Origin of the sequence: Microbispora sp. H10830, assembly GCF_014161375.1 — a bacterium.
Taxonomy (GTDB): Bacteria; Actinomycetota; Actinomycetes; order Streptosporangiales; family Streptosporangiaceae; genus Microbispora; species Microbispora catharanthi.
In genome coordinates, this window is record NZ_JABBWX010000003.1 from 302075 (window position 1) to 319561 (window position 17487).

Sequence of the window (17487 nt, forward strand, 5' to 3'; positions counted from 1 at the left end):
CGCTAGCCTTCCAAACATGGCCGCCATCGCTCCTGCCGAACGACACAACGCCGTAGCGGAGATGCCGGACGAACTCCGCGCTGACGTGCGCCTATTGGGTGGACTACTGGGTCAGGTGATCGCCGAGCACGGCGGCCCCGACCTCCTCGCCGACGTAGAACGGCTCCGGAAGGCGGTGATCGCGGCCCGGCGTCAGGAGACGACGGCCGACGAGGTCGCGGCCCTGGTGGCCGAATGGCCCGTGGACCGCGCCGTGCAGATCGCCCGAGCCTTCACCTGCTACTTCCATCTCGCCAACCTCGCCGAGGAGCACTACCGCATCCGCATCCTGCGGCAGCGCGACAAGGACGACGTGCCGCTGCGCGAGTCCCTCGCGGAGGCCGTGCAGCGGCTGCGCGGGGACGACCGGCTCCACGACCTGATCGACGGGCTGGAGTTCCGGCCCGTGCTGACCGCCCACCCCACGGAGGCGCGGCGGCGGGCGATCGTCACCGCCATCCAGCGGATCAGCGCCCAGCTCGACGCCTACAACACCCCCGGCCGGGGCACCGCCGAGCGGGAGGAGGCCCACCGGCGGCTGCTCGAGGAGATCGACATCCTGTGGCGGAGCGCCCAGCTCCGCCACACCAAGCTCGACCCGCTGGACGAGGTCCGTACGGCGATGGCGGCGTTCGACGAGACGCTGTTCCGCACGGTGCCGTTGATCTACCGCTCGCTCGACGCGGCGCTCGGGTCCGGCACCGGGACGCGGGAGCCGCTGGCCAAGGCATACATCCGCTACGGAAGCTGGATCGGCGGCGACCGCGACGGCAACCCCAACGTCACCGCCAAGGTGACCAGGGAGGCCATCCAGATCCAGGCCGAGCATGTGCTGATCGCACTGGAGAACGCCACCACCCGGATCGGGAGGTCGCTCACCCTCGCCAGCGTCTTCACGCCGCCGTCCGCCGAGCTGCGGGCCGCGCTCGCGCAGGCCGAGGACGACCACCCCGACATGGTGTCGGAGATGGCCACCCGGTCGCCGCGGGAGCCGCACCGCCAGTGGCTGATGTTCGTGGCGGCCAGGATCGCCGCGACCCGCCGCCGCGACCTCGACCTCGCCTACCGCGCGCCCGCCGAGCTGCTGACCGACCTGCGGCTCACGCAGGACTCCCTGCGCGGGGCCGGCGCCGTACGGCAGGCGTACGGTGAGCTGCAGCACCTGATCTGGCAGGTCGAGACGTTCGGCTTCCACCTGGCGGAGCTGGAGGTGCGCCAGCACTCGGCGGTGCACGCGGCGGCGCTCAAGGAGATCGCCTCAGGCACGCTGTCGGAGCGCACCGAGGAGGTCCTGGCCACGATCCGGGTGATCGGGTGGATCCAGGAGCGCTTCGGCGTGGCCGCCTGCTCCCGCTACGTCGTCTCGTTCACCCGCTCGTCCGACGACATCGCGGCGGTCTACGAGCTGGCCAGGCACGCCCTGGGCGACCGCGCCCCGGTGCTCGACGTGGTCCCCCTGTTCGAGTCGGGCGAGGACCTCGACAACTCCTCCGCCGTGCTGGAGGGCATGGTCAACCTGGAGCCCGTGCGCCGGCGGCTCGCCGAGAACGGGCGGCGCATGGAGGTCATGCTCGGCTACTCCGACTCGGCCAAGGAACTCGGCCCGGCGGCGGCCACCCTGCGCCTGTACGACGCGCAGGGGGCGCTCACCGCCTGGGCCGCGGCCAACGACATCAGGCTGACGCTCTTCCACGGCCGGGGCGGCGCACTCGGCCGGGGCGGCGGCCCGGCCAACCGCGCCGTGCTCGCCCAGGCCCCCGGCTCGGTCGCCGGCCGGTTCAAGGTCACCGAGCAGGGCGAGGTCATCTTCGCGCGATACGGCCACTCGGCGATCGCCAAGCGGCACATCGAGCAGGTCACCAACGCCGTGCTGCTCGCGTCCACCTCGGCGGTGGAGTCGAGCACGGCCGCCGCGGCGGCGAAGTTCCGCCGGCTTGCCGACACCGTAGCCGTGGCCTCCGAGCGCGCCTATCGGGCGCTGACCGAGGCCCCGGGCTTCCCCGAGTGGTTCGCGCTGGTGAGCCCGCTGGAGGAGCTCGGCTCCCTGCGGCTCGGTTCCCGGCCCGCGCGGCGCGGCCTCGGCGCGCCCCGCTCCCTGGACGACCTGCGGGCCATCCCGTGGGTGTTCTCGTGGGCCCAGACGCGGGTCAACCTCCCCGGCTGGTACGGCCTGGGCAGCGGCCTGGCCGCCGTGGTCACCGACGGCGGCATGGCCGAACTGCGCTCGGCCTACCAGGAGTGGCCGCTGTTCGCCGCGATGCTGGACAACGCGGAGATGTCGCTGGCCAAGACCGACCGCTCCATCGCGTCCCGCTACCTGGCCCTGGGCGGCCGGAGCGACTTCGTCGAGCAGGTCCTCGAGGAGTACGACCTCACGAGGCGGCTGGTGCTGGAGGTGACGGGCCACGCCCGCCTGCTGGAGAACCGGCGCGTGCTGTCGCGTGCCGTGCAACTGCGCGATCCTTACGTGGACGCGCTCAGCCACCTCCAGCTGCGGGCGCTGTCGGCGCTGCGGGCGGCGGGCGACCTGTCGGAGGAAGAGCGCGAGCGCCTGTCCACGCTGCTGCTGCTCAGCGTGAACGGCGTAGCGGCCGGCCTGCAGAACACCGGCTGACGACGGCGTGCGAACCGGCCGGGCGCTCGAACCCGAGCGCCCGCCCGGTTCGACCGCCGGTTCTGATCACGGCGTCTCGGCCGCCTGCTCGACGTCGATCCGCTCGGGACAGGCGTAGATGTTGAAGCGCTCCTCGCGCAGGAACCCCACGAGCGTGATGCCGAACTCGCGCGCCAGATCGACGGCGAGCGAGGAGGGCGCGGACACGGCGCACACGATCTGGATCCCGGCGCTCGCGGCCTTCTGCATGATCTCGTAGCCGACCCGGCCGCTGACCAGCAGGACGTGCCGGTCGAGGGGGGTCCCGCCGCCGAGCAGCGCCCAGCCGACCAGCTTGTCGACGGCGTTGTGCCGCCCCACGTCCTCCCGCACGGCCAGCGGTGTGCCGCCGTCGGGGGTGAACAGTCCGGCGGCGTGCAGCCCGCCCGTCCTGCCGAACACCCCCTGGGCCTCCCGCAGCCGGTCGGGCAGGCCGTACAGGGTCGTTGCGCGCACGGTGACCGGCGGGCGCGCGGCCGGCACGGCGCAGCGGTCGCGCAGGGCGTCGAGGCTCGCCGTGCCGCAGACGCCGCACGCGCTCGACGTCAGGAAGTTCCGCGCCGTGGCGGCGAGGTCGGGGAGCCGGGAGGCGGCGAGCCGCACGGTCACGGTGTTGTAGCGCGCCTCGGGCTCCAGATCCTCGTCCGTGCAGTAGCCGATGGCGGCGATGTCGCCGGGGCCGGCGATCCCCTCACCGTGCAGGAACCCCGCCGCGAGCTCGAAGTCCGCGCCCGGCGTCCGCATCGTGATCGCCACCGTACGGCTCTCGCCTCCGGCCAGGAGCCGGATCTCCAGCGGTTCCTCCGTGGCGAGGTCGTCACGCCGGTCGCGTACGGCCGATCCGGACACCCTCCGGACGCGTGACCGCGTGACGGGCCCCAAACGGGCAGTGGGCCGCGCCGCGCCGTCCCGTTCCATCTGTTTCCTCCTCGACGGCATGGCTGCCGTTCTTTCCCGTACGCAGCCTGCCACGCCACGATCAGTATGGGTCAGCAGGGGTCAGCAGGGGTCAGCAGGGGTCAGCAGGGTCAGCGGTCGTCCGCCGGGTGGCGCCCGGGGGGACCGGGGAGACCGGGGAGACCGGCGCACAGGCGGGTCACGGCGTGCACGACGGACGCCACGGGGATGTCGGCCATGCAGGCGGGGCCCGCAGCGGACAGCGGGCATTCGGCCGTCCACCAGCACGGCTGTTCGGTGATGGCCGTGGGCCTGCGGTGCGGGCAGCCCGGCAGCCCCTGCAGGTCGGCGGAGCCCGCTCCGTCCCCGGAGCCGATGCCGTACCTGCCGGCCCAGGTGGGCCCGAACAGCCCGACGGTGGCCGCTCCGGCCGCCGCGGCCAGCCGCAGCGGCCCGGTGTCGCCGCCCACGACCACGCCGCCGCGACGCGCCACGGCGGCGAAGCACGCGGCGAGCCCGCGCAGGCCGCACCGCGGCAGCACGGCCACCTCTCGGCCGAAAACGGCGGCCTCCGCGGGGCCCCGCTTGGGCGGCGCGTCGGGCGTGAGCAGGAGATGGCCGCGCCGGGCCAGCGACGCGGCGAGTTCGCGCCAGCGCCCGGCGGGCCACCGCTTCACGTCCATGCCCGCGTCCGTGATCAGCACGACCGGGGCCCGCGCCGCGTCGGCCGGAATGCGGCGGGCGAGCGTGCTCTCGCCGTACGCGATCTCGGCCGGCGTCAGGCGCACGGCCGGACGGACGAGGGCGTCCTCGGGCCGCAGCAGGCCCTCGGCGAGCAGGATGCGCAGGTAGCGCCCGCCGACCGGCTCGTCAGCGGGCGGGCGGCGCCACAGATCGGTGACGCAGCGGGCGCCCGAGGCGGCGAGGAGATCCGGAATGCCGTCGTAGCGGGTGGTGGTGATCGCGAGATCCGGGCGCCGGGCGGCCAGCGCCTCGGCCACCGCCTCACGCTCCGCGCCCGCCCCGCCGTGGCGGGGGGTGAGCACCCGCGTGACGGCGGGGTCGCCGCGCAGGAGGGCGGCGCCGGGCTCGTGGGTGAGCACGCGCAGCGACCCGCCGGGGCTCCCGCGGGCCAGGCCGTGCACGACGGGCAGGAGCATGAGCAGGTCGCCGATCCCGCCGAGCAGGTCGACGACCAGGATCTCCCGGTACGGCTCACGCATCCGGGCGGACGAGCGGGCGGCGCGGGCCGGCCAGGGTCTCGTACAGCGCGCGGTGGGCGGCGGCGACCCGGGACCAGGAGTGGCGGGTGGCGAGCCGCCGGGCCGCCCTGCCCATGCGCCGTCCCGCCTCGGGGTCGTCGAGCAGCGGCGCGACGGCGTCCGCGACGGCGGCCGGGTCGCGGCGGGCCCTGATCACGGCGACGGCCGCTCCGAGCGGGAGGGCGGGGTCGGGCTCGTCCGGCACGGTGACCGCGGTGGGCAGCCCGTGCGCCAGCATCGTGAGCAGCGCGCCGCTCTTGATCGTCACCCCGGCGGTGAAGGGCAGCACGCCCGCGTCGGCGGCGTGCAGGAACTCCGACACCCGCGCGGCGGGCAGGTGCCCGGTGAACGTCACCGCGTCCGCGACGCCGTGCCGCGCCGCCAGCGCCTCCAGTTCCGCCCGGAAGGCCCGGGCCTCGGCCTCCGGCAGCGCCTGGGAGGTGAAGCCGCCCACGACCAGCAGGCGCAGGCGGGGGCGGGTCGCGCGCAGCGCGGGCAGGGCCTCGACGAGCTGCCGCACACCCTTCACGGGATGCACGAACCCGAAGAAGGCGAGCAGCGGGTCGTCCGGGTTCATGCCGAGCCGGTCGCGCACCCGCACGCGCGCCTGCCGTCCGCCGCCGTGGTCCACGACGTTCGGGGCCAGCGGCACCTCCACGGCGGCCCTTCCGACGCGCCGCCTGACCTGCCGGGCGTGAGAGGCGTTCGTCACGACCACGAGAGCGCTTGCGGGCACCAGCCGCCCGGTCTCCCGGTCCCACAGGCGGGCCCGTTCCAGGGGCCGCCAGAGGGGGCCTGGCACCCAGCCGGGGGCCGCCCACCAGCCGTACTCGTGCAGGGTGGTCACCAGCGGCGCGCCGGGCGGCAGCAGGGGTGGCAGCAGTCCGGGGAGCCCGGAGAACCGGTAGGCCGAAGGGGCGAACTGCACGTGGACCACGTCCGGGCGCAGCCGCCGCACCCGACGGGCGGCGTCGAGCGTGGCCGGCAGCCAGTGCCAGGGGGAGCGAGCCCCCGGGGACCCCACGGGCACCCCCACCGCCTCGACTCCTGCGTCGCCGAGCGCGCCGACGAGCCGTTCGACGTAGTCGCCGACGCCGTCGCGGTCGGCGGGCCCGGGACCGTGGACCATGGCCACGCGGATCCGGCCACCCTTCGTCACGGTCACGCCTCCCCGTCCTCGGCGTCGCTGCCCCGGAGGTGCCCGAGGGAGTTTCAGGGCAAACCGTGCTTTTATGGGGCTTTATGTGCAGTTTTTGAGGGGTACGCGCAGGAGATGGAGCATCCCGCGGCGCTCGCAGGCCCACCGGTCCCGTGGTGGGGGCTCGCCCGCGTGCTCGTGATCCGCCCCGACAACCTCGGCGACGTCGTGATGGCGGGCCCGGCGCTGCGGGCGCTGCGGCGGGCCGCTCCCCGCGCCCGGCTCGATCTGCTGGCCGCCCCCGCGGGCGCCGCCGCGGCCGCGCTGCTCCCCGAGGTGGACGGCGTGCTCACCGCCTCGGTCTCGTGGCAGAAGACGGGCGGGGAGGAGGTCCCGGTCACCGACGACCTGGATCTCGTCGAGCGGATCGGGTGGGGCGGCTACGAAGCGGCGGTGATCCTGACCTCGTTCTCCCAGGCCCCCTGGCCGGCCGCGTACCTCTGCCGGCTCGCCGGGGTGCCCGTACGGGTCGGCATGTCCAAGGAGTTCGGCGGGGCGGGGCTGACCCACTGGGTGCCCTCGCCGCCGGACGAGACCCATCAGGTGGACCGCGCGCTGCACCTCCTCGAACGGGCGGGCGTCCCTCCGGTCGAGGGCAGGCTCCGCGTGCGCGTGCCCGCCGAGGCGGCCGGTGCGGCCCGCCGCCTGCTCGACGGCCGGCCAGGAGGGGACGGCCACGCCGACGGTCGCGGAAGGCGGCCCTGCGCGCTCATCCTTCCGGGAGCCTCCTGCTCCGCGCGGCGCTACCCGGCCGACCGGTTCGCCCGGGTGGCAGGGCTGCTGACGGCCGCCGGGCTGCGGGTCCTCGTGGCGGGCACGGCCAGGGAGGCGCCGCTCGTCGAGGCCACCGGCGCCGGGGTGCCCGGTGCGGTCCTGCTGCCGGGCCGGTTCGACGTACCGGTCCTGGCGGCGCTCATCGACGCCGTCGACGTGGTCGTGTGCAACAACAGCGGCGGGGCCCACCTGGCCAGCGCGCTCGGCACGCCCGTGGTCGTGCTGTTCGCCGGCACCGAGCAGGTGGAGCAGTATCGGCCGCGGTTCGGCCCGGCGTCGATCCTCACGGTGCCCACCGCCTGCTCGCCCTGCCGCCAGCTCGCCTGCCCCTTCGCCCTCGACTGCCTCGACATCCCGCCCGAGCAGGTCGCCGCCGAGGCGCTGCGCCTGGCAGACGAGCGCGGCGGCCCCTGGTGGCAGACGCCGGCGGGCACGCGGGACGCCCGATGACGACGGCCCCTCGCCGCCCGGCTCCGGCGGATGCGCGCCCTGGAGTCCGTGCCCGCGGGCCGGTCCTGCCGATGATCGGACCCGCGGGTTCCGGCTGACGGACGGCGTGGCGGCGGAGGCGGCCCGGGGGCCGATAGCCTGGGTGCGTGCCCGACTCGCCGTACGCCGATCTCGACCGGCCCCCGCTGTCCGAGACCGCGCTGACCAGGGCGCTGGTCCGCCCAGGCTCGCTGTGGTCGTCCGTACGCGTCGTCGAGCGGACCGGGTCCACCAACGCCGACCTGGCCAGGACCGTGCGCGAGAGCCCGGCGGAGGGCGCCGTGCTGGTCGCGGAGTCGCAGTTCGCCGGCCGGGGCAGGCTCGGGCGCCCGTGGACGGCGCCGCCGCGCTCGGGGCTGACGTTCTCGATGCTGCTGCGGCCGGAGGTGCCGCTCGCCCGGCAGGGCTGGCTGGCGCTGCTGGTCGGTCTCGCCGCCGCCTCGGCCGTACGGCGGATCGCGGAGGTCGACGTGCGGCTCAAGTGGCCCAACGACCTCATGGTGGGGGAGCGCAAGCTCGCCGGGATCCTGGCCGAGCGGGTGGACCGCATGGTGGTCGTCGGCATGGGGCTCAACGTCTCCCTGCCGCCGGAGGAACTGCCCGTGGAGCGGGCCACATCCCTCGCCGTCGAGAACGCCGCCTGCACCGACCGCGACCCGCTGCTGCGCGCGATCCTGCGGGAGGTCGAGTCGCACTACCGCGACTGGAAGGCCGCCGACGGCGACGCGGACGCCTCTGGCCTGCGTGCCGCCTACCTCGCCCGGTCGTCCACCGTGGGGCAGGAGGTCAGGATCGAACTGCCCGGCGAGCGGGTGCTGACCGGCCTGGCGACCGGCGTCGACGCGTCCGGCCACCTGCTCGTACGCGCCGGAGACGGAGAGCACACGCTCAGCGCGGGCGACGTCGTCCACGTCCGCCGCGACACGTCCCGGGAGAACGGCGCCGCGGGCTGAGCGAACGCATGCAATCCACCGGCGATCGTGTCACGATTTGCGCCATGGGTCTTCCCGATCAATACCTGGCCGACGGCGAGCGGGTCGTTCTATCGTTCCATCCGCACTGGAAGCGTCTGATCCTTCCGGTCCTGGCTCTCATCGTCGTGCTGGCCGCCGCCGTCGCGGCCTTCGTCCTCATCCCCGGCGACTACGAGTACGCGGGGTACGCCCGCGGCGCGGTGGCCGTGGTCGCCTTCGTTGCGCTGGTCCTGTGGACGATCGTCCCCTATCTGCGCTGGGTGACGACGTCCTACACGCTGACCTCGCACCGCTTCGCGATCAGCACGGGAGTGCTGAACAAGTCGGAGGACGACATCCCGCTGGCCAAGGTGAGCAGCGTGAGCTCCGACCAGCGGCTCTTGGAGCGCGTCCTGGGATGCGGCACGCTCCGGGTCGAGTCGGCGTCGGAGAAGGGCGACATCGACTACCGCGACATCCCCCAGATCCAGCGTGTGCGGCACGAGCTGTTCCGGCTGGTGGAGGATGCCGCTGACGGGAACATCGACGGGGACTGAACGCGGCGCGGCCCACGCGCCGTGCGGGGGAGGGGGACGTGGACATCAGCGGGCGGCCCGGTGCCGACGACATGCGGCGGCTGTTCCTGGGGCCGGCGCCGGCCTACACGCGGAGGCAGGTCGCCGAGGCGGCCGGCATCCCGCAGGACCTGGCGGCGCGGATCTGGCGGGCCCTCGGCTTCGCCACGTTCGCCGACGACGCCGTCGCGTTCACCGAGGCCGACCTGGCGGCCCTGCACCGCATCCGCGACCTGCTCGACGCGGAGATGCTCGACGAGCGGACCGTCATCCGCATGGCCAGGGCCCTCGGCCGTACGACCGCGCGGCTCGCCCAGTGGCAGGCCGAGATCATGGTCGACGCGCTGATCGAGCCCGGCGCGCGGGCGGGGGAGGACGCGCTGCGGCAGGTGATGGACACGGTCAGCCGCCTGCTGCCGGACTTCGAGCAGACGCTGGTGCACGTCTGGCGCTCCCAGCTCGCCGCGACCGCCGGCCGGCTGGTCTCCCTCGCCGAACCCGGCGAGGACGTCTCGCCGACCAGGCCGAGGCTCGGGGTCGGGTTCGCCGACCTCGTCGCCTTCACCCGCGTGTCCCGGGAGCTGGACGAGCTGGCGCTGGCCGACCTGGTCGAGGGGTTCGAGTCGCGGGCCTCCGACGTGATCGCCGCCCACGACGGCCGGCTGGTCAAGACGCTCGGCGACGAGGTGCTCTTCACCGCCGCCGACCCGAGGACCGCGGCCCTCATCGCCCTCGACCTGCTCGACGAGCTGAAACGGGACGCCGAAGGGCCCGACGTGCGGGTCGGGCTGGCGTACGGCCCGGTGCTCCCGGCGATGGGCGACGTCTTCGGCACGACCGTCAACCTGGCGGCCCGGCTGACGGCCATCGCCAGGCCCGGCACGATCCTGGCCGACAGCGAGCTGGCCGCGGGCCTCGCCGGGGCGCCCGGCGTCGACCTGGTCAAACTCCGCCGCCGTCCCGCCCGTGGGCTCGGCGTGGTGGAGCCGTATGTTCTGAGGAGATCCAGCCGAGAGAGTTGAGGTGCAGGACATGCCGTACGAAGTCCAGGGCGTGGTGGCGCGCGGCAAGGGAGAGGCGGTGACGCTGGAGACGGTCGTCGTGCCGGACCCGGGGCCCGGCGAGGCCGTCGTGAACGTGCAGGCCTGCGGGGTCTGCCACACCGACCTCCACTACCGCGAGGGCGGCATCAACGACGAGTTCCCGTTCCTGCTGGGCCACGAGGCCGCGGGCGTCGTCGAGGCGGTCGGCGAGGGCGTGACCGAGGTCGAGCCCGGCGACTACGTGATCCTCAACTGGCGGGCGGTGTGCGGGCAGTGCCGCGCGTGCCTGCGGGGACGGCCGTGGTACTGCTTCAACACCCACAACGCGGCGCAGAAGATGACCCTGGCCGACGGCACCGTGCTCAGCCCGGCGCTCGGCATCGGGGCCTTCCTGGAGAAGACCCTGGTGGCGGCCGGGCAGTGCACGAAGGTCAACCCGGCGGCCAAGCCGGCCGTCGCAGGCCTGCTCGGCTGCGGCGTGATGGCCGGCCTCGGGGCCGCGATCAACACCGGCGGCGTGACCCGGGGCGACACGGTCGCGGTGATCGGCTGCGGCGGCGTGGGCAACGCGGCCATCGCGGGCGCGCAGCTCGCCGGGGCCCGGACGATCGTCGCGGTCGACGTGGACGACCGCAAGCTCGACTGGGCTCGCGGCTTCGGCGCCACGCACACCGTCAACTCGCGCGAGACCGACCCGGTGGAGGCCATCCGCGAGCTGACCGGCGGGTTCGGCGCCGACGTCGTGATCGAGGCGGTGGGCCGTCCCGAGACGTACAAGCAGGCCTTCTACGCCCGCGACCTGGCCGGGACCGTCGTGCTCGTCGGCGTGCCGACGCCGGAGATGCAGCTCGAACTGCCGCTGCTCGACGTCTTCGGCCGCGGCGGCGCGCTCAAGTCCTCCTGGTACGGCGACTGCCTGCCCAGCCGTGACTTCCCCATGCTGATCGACCTCTACCTGCAGGGACGGCTCGACCTCGACGGGTTCGTCTCCGAGACCATCGGTCTCGACCAGGTCGAGGAGGCCTTCGGCAAGATGCACCGCGGGGAGGTGCTGAGGTCGGTCGTGATGCTCTGACGCTCAGGCGAGGGGCGGCGCTTCATTGCGGAGTGCCGCCCTTTTCTGTGCCTTGGATCACATAGGCAAGCCTTACCAAAGTGAGTTATCTTAGGTATGCCTAACCTTCCTCATGATCCCTGAGAGGCGACCCATGTACGTCTGCATCTGCCGCGCGGTCACCGAGAGCGAGGTGCACGACTGCATCGCCGAGGGGGCGAGGACGGCTCGCCAGGTGCGCGATGCCACCGGTGCAGGGGGGGACTGCGCGTCTTGCGTCCGGAAGATCTGTGCGATCCTGAAACGGTCAGAGGACCTGGTCACCAGCGCATAGATCGAGGAAGCTTATGCAGGGCGACAAAGAGATCATCGCGCTGCTCAACGAGCAGCTCACCTCCGAGCTGACCGCCATCAACCAGTACTTCCTGCACGCCAAGCTGCAGGAGAACTGGGGATATACGAAGCTCGCCGCCATCACGCGGGCGGAGTCCATCGACGAGATGCGGCACGCGGAGGAACTCACCGACCGGATCCTGTTCCTGGAGGGTCTGCCGAACTACCAGAAGCTGAACACCCTCCACATCGGCCAGACCGTCAGGGAGCAGCTTCAGGCCGACCTGGATCTGGAGCTGGGCGTGGTCAAGCGGCTGCGGCCCGGCATCGCCCTCATGCGGGAGCGGGGGGACATCACCTCGGCCACGCTCTTCGAGCGCATCCTGGCCGACGAGGAGCACCACATCGACTACCTGGAGACCGAGCTGGGCCTCCTGGAGAGCCTGGGCGAGCAGCTGTACCTCCAGCGGTACGCGGAGCCGCCGTCGTCCTCCTGAGCCGGTGCTCTCCCGGCCGTCGCTCCCGGTCGCACGGGAAATCAGATGGACAACGCCCGTCGTCATCGTTTCGGCGGGCGTTTTTCGCGCCATTATCCGCTTTCCAGCGACGAAGTTCGGAATGGTCGAGAATGAGGCGGAAGATCGCGCCGCTTGCGTGCTGACTATCCCGGATTTATCAGTGTTTGCCCAGGTCAATTGATGAGTCAACGACAAGTCAAAAGGCGCGCTGTAGCCGGGAAACGATCGCACAAGGTCCTACGATCGCACCATGACCTGCGTACTTCTCGCCGAGGATGACACCTCGATTTCCGAGCCGCTGGCGCGAGCCCTGCGCCGGGAGGGCTATCAGGTGGAGGTGAGCCCCGATGGCCCGCAGGCCCTGGAGAGGGCCTTGTCGGGGGGCGTCGACCTGATTGTTCTCGACCTCGGCCTTCCAGAGATGGACGGGCTGGAGGTCGCGCGCCGCATACGCGCGGAGGGACACGGGACTCCGGTCCTGATCCTCACCGCCCGTGTCGACGAAGTCGACACCGTCGTCGGTCTCGACGCCGGGGCCGATGACTACGTCACCAAGCCGTTCCGCCTCGCAGAACTGCTCGCCCGCGTGCGGGCCCTGCTCCGGCGCGGAACATCGGAGACCCCGGTGGTGCAAGGCGTCCGCATCGACGCCGACTCCCGCCGGGCCTGGATGGGAGACAAGGAACTGCACCTGACCACCAAGGAGTTCGATTTGCTGCGCGTGCTCGTACGGGACGCGGGCAAGGTCGTCACCCGCGAGCAGATCATGCGCGAGGTGTGGGACACGAACTGGTGGGGGTCGACGAAGACACTCGACATGCACATCTCGTGGCTGCGCCGCAAGCTCGGCGACGACGCGGCCAAGCCGCGCTACATCACGACCGTCCGAGGGGTCGGCTTCCGTTTCGAGCGCGAGTAGCCGCCGTGGGGCGGTTGCGGGGGAGGGGCTAGCACGTGCGCCGGCGCCTGCTTTCCTCCATGCTGCTCGTCGCGGTCATCGCGGTACTGCTGTTAGGCGTGCCCCTGGGTGTGGTCGTCGTGCGCTTGATCAGCGACGAGGTCGCCCAGGAGCTCAGAACGGACGCGGGCCGGCTGCTGCTCGGAGTGGAGTACTCCCTCAGCCAGGGGCAGGGGATCAGTCCTGACCAGCTCGCGCGGAACTACCCGGACCGATACCTCCAGGTGTTCGTCCGCGGGAAACCGCCGATCGTCGTGGGCTCGCCTCCGCCGGCAGGCCGTGATCTGACCGAGGAGGCGCGCTCCGAGAACGGTTACGTACGCGTCAGCCGCGACGCGGCCCAGATCCACCAGGACACCCAGGCGCGGCTGGTGCTCATCATCGCGCTCGCGGTCGTGGCCCTCGGGGCCGCGATCGGGCTGGCCACCGTCACCTCGCGTCGCCTGAACCTGCCGCTCCAAGATCTCACCAGGATCGCCGAGCGGCTGGGCTCGGGCGACGCGAGGCCGAGCAAGCACCGTTACGGGATCCCAGAGCTGGATCTCGTGGCCGAGGTGCTGGACCGCAGCGCGCTGCGGATCTCCGACCTGCTCGCGCGGGAGCGCGAGTTCGCGACCGACGCCTCCCATCAGCTGCGCACGCCGCTGACCGGCCTGAGCATGCGCCTGGAGGAGATCGTCGCGGCGGCCGACCAGCCCGAGGTGGTCCGCGAGGAGGGCGAGGCCGCGGTCGTGCAGGTCGAGCGGCTGACCGCCGTGATCGACGAACTGCTGGCCGCCGCCCGCCGCCAGCGTCATGCCCAGGCGGCGCCGATCGACGTGGACGACGTGGTGGGCCAGCAGATCACCGAGTGGGAGCCGGCGTTCCGCCGCGCCCACCGGTCGCTGGTGCTCGCGGGCGACCGGGGCCTCAGCGCGCTCGGCACGACCGGCGGGCTCAGCCAGGTGCTGTCCACCCTGCTGGAGAACTCCCTCAAGCACGGCGACGGCGTGCTGACGATCAACACATCGAGTACGGGCAGGTCTGTGGTGATCGAGGTGGCCGACGAGGGCCCGGGCATCCCGGAGGCCCTCGGCCACCGGGTGTTCGAGCGGAGCGTGAGCGGGGGAGGGGGCACCGGCCTGGGGCTCACCCTCGCCCGTGCCCTGGTGGCGGCCGACGGCGGGCGGCTTGAGCTGGTCAAGCGCCGCCCGGCGACCTTCGCCATCTTCTTACGCCACACCCGCGACAGTGGACGTCATCGTGTCGTGAGCGGCCCCGCCTGACGGTTCAGCTGAGGGTTCAGCTGGTGGTGAGGGGGTCGGCTTGTGCCTTCACGTCGGGGTGGGGCCGCGCGCCGACCCTCTCGACGGCCGCCTCGACGGGCTCCTCGGCCAGCTCAGGGGCCGCAAGGAACACCCACTTCTTGTACGACCAGAGGCGGAACAGCGTGCCGAGCCCCACGCCGACGAACTGGGCGATGTTGTAGCTCACCGCGTCGTGCAGGCCCAGCGAGTAGGTCACGAAGCCGATGATGAGCAGCGGGGGCAGCAGCCCGATGCCGTTCAGCAGGAAGAACAGGACGTACTCGCGTGCCAGGCCGCTCTGCTCCCGATGCCGGTAGGTCCAGAAGCGGTTTCCCAAGTACGCGAACGTGGCGGCGACGATCGTGGCCACGACCTTCGAGAACAGCGGGCCCATGCCGACGCCGAACCGCAGCACGTTCGTGCCGCCGAAGTCGATGACGAACGCGATCGCGCCCACCAGGCCGAACTTGATCAACTCGTGGATGAGCGCGGCGAACCGCTCGTAGGCACGTCGTAGAAACTGCACGTCCCGCACGGTCCTTCCTGATCGGCGGCCATGGCCGGCGGCGAGGTCTTCTCAGGCTACCGGTAGCAAGCACAAATCGGGGTCTTGCCGCAACCTTCGCCCGCTTCGTCCCAGGTCATCAAAGAACATTTCAAGAAAAATCCTGCTATGTGGGATGAGCGGGCGCTCTTCGCACTACGCTCTCGCCCGACCAGGATCACTTCGTTCGGGGAGGTGCGCGTTCTGGAGGGGTGGCCTTTCTCGTGTTGCGCAGACTCACGGCCCTCGGTCTCGGCCTCGTCCTGCTCGCGGGGTGTGGGACCGAGGGCGTGCGCGAGACCCCGGCCGAGCCAGGCACCACGTCCCCGGCGACGGTCGAGATCACCGCAGCCGACGCGCAGGCGGCCTTCGACGGCCTCGGCGGCCTGTCCGGCGCCTGGAAGGACCGGGACTGCGCCGAGATCGAGCAGCTCACGACCGGTGTGGAGAGCACCGTCGGGAGCCGCGTCTGCGCGGCCGCCCGCGAGGGCCGCCCGGTGCCCGCCTTCCGTGCCTATCGGGATCCGGAGTTCCTGCTGCCCGCCCGGGAGGACGGCGAGGACGGCGCCTGGTTCGCCGTGCTCGCCCGCAAGCCCGAGCCGGCCTACTTCGTCTTCGTACGGGCGGACGGCCGATGGCGGCTCGGCGCCGGGCCGATCCCGCTCGTCGGCAAGGCGCCTGAGGTGGAGGGCGGCGTGGACGGCGAGGCGATCGACGCCGCGGCCGACCCGGACGCGGCCGTCGGGGCGCGGCTCGCGCCCACCCGGCACGTCGCGTTCCTGACCGATCCCGCCGGGGTGAACGGGGACGGGGTCAGCGGGGTGCGCTTCGCCTCCGGCGATCCCATGCGCCGCCTTCTCGCGGAACTGGTCCGCGCCCCCGGCAGGGTCCGTCCCGATCACCTGTCCACCGACGTGCGCATCGAGGGACCGGCCCGCGCGCTCGCGCTGCCCGGCGGCGGATCGCTGGTGTTCCACGCGCTGCGCGTCGTCTTCACCCAGAAGCCGGGCTCGGGCCGTCACTCCCTCGTCCACCCCCGCTACCGGGCCGCCGACGTACGCGCCTTCACGGGCGGCGCGGCCACGACCGTCACCGGCAGCGAGATCCTGGTGCTGGCCACCAGGGTGGCGAAGGACAACACGATGACGACGGTCGGCATGCGCCGGGTCCTCGCCGATCTCGCCGAGGGCTCCGGCTGACGGTTTTCCTCGCGCAATAGGTAGGCTGACCTGTCGTGAACAGCTCGAACGTTCCCCCTTCCGCACCCGTGACCGCGCCCGTGGTGGGCATGGTCGGCGCGGGCCAGCTGGCGAGGATGACGCAGCAGGCCGCGATCGCGCTCGGCATCGACCTGCGCGTGCTCGCGAACACCCGTGACGAGAGCGCCGCCAAGGTGATCGTGGACACCCGGCTCGGCGACTACCGCGACCTCTCCGATCTCCGGGAGTTCGCGAAGGGGTGCGACGCCGTCACCTTCGACCACGAGCACGTGCCGACCGAGCACATCCGGGCCCTGACCGCCGACGGCCACGCCGTACATCCCGGGGCGGACGCCCTGGTCCACGCGCAGGACAAGGCGGTCATGCGGGAGCGGCTCACCGAGATCGGCGCGCCCTGCCCGGCCTGGGCCCGCGTCGAGGACCTGGCCGGTGTGGAGACGTTCGCCGAGGAGCACGGCTGGCCGGTCGTGCTGAAGGCCGTGCGCGGCGGCTACGACGGCCGGGGCGTGTGGGTCTGCGAGACCCCCGACGAGGCGCGCGAGGTGCTCGGCACCGGTGTGGCCCTGCTGGCCGAGGCGTTCGTCCCGTTCGAGCGGGAGGTCGCCGTGCTGGTGGCCCGGTCCGCGCACGGCCAGGGCGTCAGCTACCCCGTGGTCGAGACCGTGCAGAAGGACGGCATCTGCGTCGAGGTCATCGCGCCCGCGCCCGGCCTTGGTGAGGAGCAGGCGGCGGACGCCCAGCGTGTCGCGCTCACGATCGCCCGCGACCTCGGCGTGACCGGGCTCCTCGCGGTCGAGATGTTCGTCACGAAGTCCGGGCTCATGGTCAACGAGCTGGCCATGCGCCCCCACAACAGCGGCCACTGGACGATCGAGGGTGCCCGCACCTCGCAGTTCGAGCAGCACCTGCGGGCCGTGCTCAATCTGCCGCTCGGGTCGCCGTCGATGACCGCGCCGGTCGTCGTCATGGCCAACCTGCTCGGCGGGCCCGACCCCGACGTGTACTCCCGGTATGAGCACGTGATGGCCAACGACCCGGGCATCAAGATTCACTTCTACGGCAAGGACGTCCGGCCCGGCCGCAAGATCGGGCACGTCACCGCCCTCGGGACCGACCTCGACGAGGTGCGGGCCCGCGCTCACCACGCCGTCACCTGCCTGAGAGGACCTGTGGATGCCTGACGTCGGGATCGTCATGGGGAGCGACTCGGACTGGCCGGTGATGCGGCAGGCCGCCGAGGCGGTCGCGGAGTTCGGCGTGTCCTTCGAGGCCGACGTGGTGTCGGCGCACCGCATGCCCGCGGAAATGATCGAGTACGGCTCCCGCGCCGCCGGGCGCGGACTGAAGGTGATCATCGCGGGTGCGGGCGGCGCGGCCCACCTGCCGGGCATGCTGGCCTCGGTCACCCCGCTGCCCGTGATCGGCGTCCCGGTGCCGCTGAAGTATCTGGACGGCATGGACTCGCTGCTGTCGATCGTCCAGATGCCGGCCGGGGTGCCCGTGGCGACCGTCGCCGTCGGCGGGGCCCGCAACGCGGGGCTGCTCGCCGTACGGATCCTGGCGGCGTCGGACGAGGGGCTGCGGCGGCGGATGGAGGAGTTCCAGGACACCCTGCGGGACCAGGCCCACGCCAAGGGCGAGCGCCTGCGCGCAGAGGCGGCCCAACTCGGTCAGTAGGCACAGCTCGGTCG

The 17487-nt window shown here is 72.7% G+C and carries 17 protein-coding genes; 13 read left to right on the top strand and 4 right to left on the bottom strand.

Annotated elements, in window-relative coordinates; all coding sequences use genetic code 11:
• Positions 1–16: 16 nt before the first annotated feature.
• On the top strand, positions 17–2653 hold the full coding sequence (locus HHX35_RS10665; protein WP_182898679.1) for a phosphoenolpyruvate carboxylase: 2637 nt from the start codon (positions 17–19) through the stop codon (positions 2651–2653).
• A gap of 66 nt (positions 2654–2719) precedes the next feature.
• Here the strand turns inward: HHX35_RS10665 and fdhD are convergent, their stop codons facing one another.
• From fdhD to HHX35_RS10680, 3 genes are all read right to left on the bottom strand, one after another.
• Positions 2720–3610 carry a formate dehydrogenase accessory sulfurtransferase FdhD gene (gene fdhD / locus HHX35_RS10670; RefSeq protein WP_182898680.1) on the bottom strand — a complete coding sequence of 297 codons (891 nt, stop codon included), beginning with the start codon at positions 3608–3610 and terminating at the stop codon, positions 2720–2722.
• A 110-nt stretch (positions 3611–3720) separates the two neighbouring features.
• On the bottom strand, positions 3721–4812 hold the full coding sequence (locus tag HHX35_RS10675; protein WP_182898681.1) for a glycosyltransferase family 9 protein: 1092 nt from the start codon (positions 4810–4812) through the stop codon (positions 3721–3723).
• Entirely contained in the window at positions 4805–6016 is a 1212-nt protein-coding gene (locus HHX35_RS10680) for a glycosyltransferase family 4 protein (protein ID WP_182898682.1), read from the bottom strand. Before HHX35_RS10680 ends, HHX35_RS10675 begins: the two co-directional genes overlap by 8 nt.
• A gap of 108 nt (positions 6017–6124) precedes the next feature.
• Between HHX35_RS10680 and HHX35_RS10685 the strand changes: the two genes are divergently transcribed.
• The 9 genes from HHX35_RS10685 to HHX35_RS10725 all read left to right on the top strand — a co-directional run bounded on the left by HHX35_RS10685 (position 6125) and on the right by HHX35_RS10725 (position 14011).
• Positions 6125–7273 (top strand): glycosyltransferase family 9 protein, encoded by a 1149-nt coding sequence (locus HHX35_RS10685; protein ID WP_182898683.1) that lies wholly within the window; start codon positions 6125–6127, stop codon positions 7271–7273.
• A 146-nt stretch (positions 7274–7419) separates the two neighbouring features.
• Positions 7420–8265 carry a biotin--[acetyl-CoA-carboxylase] ligase gene (locus HHX35_RS10690; protein WP_182898684.1) on the top strand — a complete coding sequence of 282 codons (846 nt, stop codon included), beginning with the start codon at positions 7420–7422 and terminating at the stop codon, positions 8263–8265.
• A 44-nt stretch (positions 8266–8309) separates the two neighbouring features.
• Complete coding sequence (locus tag HHX35_RS10695) at positions 8310–8822, top strand: PH domain-containing protein (RefSeq protein ID WP_182898685.1); 513 nt, start codon at positions 8310–8312, stop codon at positions 8820–8822.
• A gap of 38 nt (positions 8823–8860) precedes the next feature.
• Positions 8861–9862 (top strand): adenylate cyclase regulatory domain-containing protein, encoded by a 1002-nt coding sequence (locus tag HHX35_RS10700; RefSeq protein ID WP_310739004.1) that lies wholly within the window; start codon positions 8861–8863, stop codon positions 9860–9862.
• A gap of 10 nt (positions 9863–9872) precedes the next feature.
• Entirely contained in the window at positions 9873–10958 is a 1086-nt protein-coding gene (locus tag HHX35_RS10705) for an S-(hydroxymethyl)mycothiol dehydrogenase (RefSeq protein ID WP_182898686.1), read from the top strand.
• Between the two features lie 133 nt (positions 10959–11091).
• Positions 11092–11271: a bacterioferritin-associated ferredoxin gene (locus HHX35_RS10710; protein WP_079316362.1), complete on the top strand. Its 180-nt coding sequence runs from the start codon at positions 11092–11094 to the stop codon at positions 11269–11271.
• 13 nt (positions 11272–11284) lie between these two features.
• Positions 11285–11767 (top strand): bacterioferritin, encoded by a 483-nt coding sequence (bfr, locus tag HHX35_RS10715; protein WP_139573427.1) that lies wholly within the window; start codon positions 11285–11287, stop codon positions 11765–11767.
• Between the two features lie 271 nt (positions 11768–12038).
• Positions 12039–12707: a response regulator transcription factor gene (locus HHX35_RS10720; protein ID WP_030451323.1), complete on the top strand. Its 669-nt coding sequence runs from the start codon at positions 12039–12041 to the stop codon at positions 12705–12707.
• Between the two features lie 35 nt (positions 12708–12742).
• Positions 12743–14011, top strand: coding sequence for a HAMP domain-containing histidine kinase (locus tag HHX35_RS10725; protein ID WP_182898687.1), 1269 nt, complete (start codon positions 12743–12745; stop codon positions 14009–14011).
• A 16-nt stretch (positions 14012–14027) separates the two neighbouring features.
• Here the strand turns inward: HHX35_RS10725 and HHX35_RS10730 are convergent, their stop codons facing one another.
• Entirely contained in the window at positions 14028–14558 is a 531-nt protein-coding gene (locus tag HHX35_RS10730; RefSeq protein ID WP_182898688.1) for a GtrA family protein, read from the bottom strand.
• Positions 14559–14800: 242 nt separating this feature from the next.
• On the opposite strand from HHX35_RS10730, the gene HHX35_RS10735 reads away from it, so the two are divergent.
• Genes HHX35_RS10735 through purE form a run of 3 tightly spaced genes read left to right on the top strand, consistent with a single transcriptional unit; the run spans position 14801 to position 17473 of the window.
• Positions 14801–15775, top strand: a complete 975-nt coding sequence (locus tag HHX35_RS10735; protein WP_182898689.1) for a hypothetical protein — start codon at positions 14801–14803, stop codon at positions 15773–15775.
• A 35-nt stretch (positions 15776–15810) separates the two neighbouring features.
• The gene (locus HHX35_RS10740; RefSeq protein WP_182898690.1) at positions 15811–16977 is read left to right on the top strand and encodes a 5-(carboxyamino)imidazole ribonucleotide synthase; all 1167 of its coding nucleotides are present in this window, start codon (positions 15811–15813) and stop codon (positions 16975–16977) included.
• Positions 16970–17473, top strand: a complete 504-nt coding sequence (gene purE / locus HHX35_RS10745; RefSeq protein ID WP_139573422.1) for a 5-(carboxyamino)imidazole ribonucleotide mutase — start codon at positions 16970–16972, stop codon at positions 17471–17473. Before HHX35_RS10740 ends, purE begins: the two co-directional genes overlap by 8 nt.
• Positions 17474–17487 lie beyond the last annotated feature (14 nt).

Excerpts from the sequence above, each read along its gene's own strand:
- HHX35_RS10665 (WP_182898679.1), top strand. The coding sequence starts at position 17 with ATGGCCGCCATCGCTCCTGCCGAACGACACAACGCCGTAGCGGAGATG.
- fdhD (WP_182898680.1), bottom strand. The coding sequence starts at position 3,610 with ATGGAACGGGACGGCGCGGCGCGGCCCACTGCCCGTTTGGGGCCCGTC.
- HHX35_RS10675 (WP_182898681.1), bottom strand. The coding sequence starts at position 4,812 with ATGCGTGAGCCGTACCGGGAGATCCTGGTCGTCGACCTGCTCGGCGGG.
- HHX35_RS10685 (WP_182898683.1), top strand. The coding sequence starts at position 6,125 with ATGGAGCATCCCGCGGCGCTCGCAGGCCCACCGGTCCCGTGGTGGGGG.
- HHX35_RS10695 (WP_182898685.1), top strand. The coding sequence starts at position 8,310 with ATGGGTCTTCCCGATCAATACCTGGCCGACGGCGAGCGGGTCGTTCTA.
- HHX35_RS10705 (WP_182898686.1), top strand. The coding sequence starts at position 9,873 with ATGCCGTACGAAGTCCAGGGCGTGGTGGCGCGCGGCAAGGGAGAGGCG.
- HHX35_RS10710 (WP_079316362.1), top strand. The coding sequence starts at position 11,092 with ATGTACGTCTGCATCTGCCGCGCGGTCACCGAGAGCGAGGTGCACGAC.
- bfr (WP_139573427.1), top strand. The coding sequence starts at position 11,285 with ATGCAGGGCGACAAAGAGATCATCGCGCTGCTCAACGAGCAGCTCACC.
- HHX35_RS10720 (WP_030451323.1), top strand. The coding sequence starts at position 12,039 with ATGACCTGCGTACTTCTCGCCGAGGATGACACCTCGATTTCCGAGCCG.
- purE (WP_139573422.1), top strand. The coding sequence starts at position 16,970 with ATGCCTGACGTCGGGATCGTCATGGGGAGCGACTCGGACTGGCCGGTG.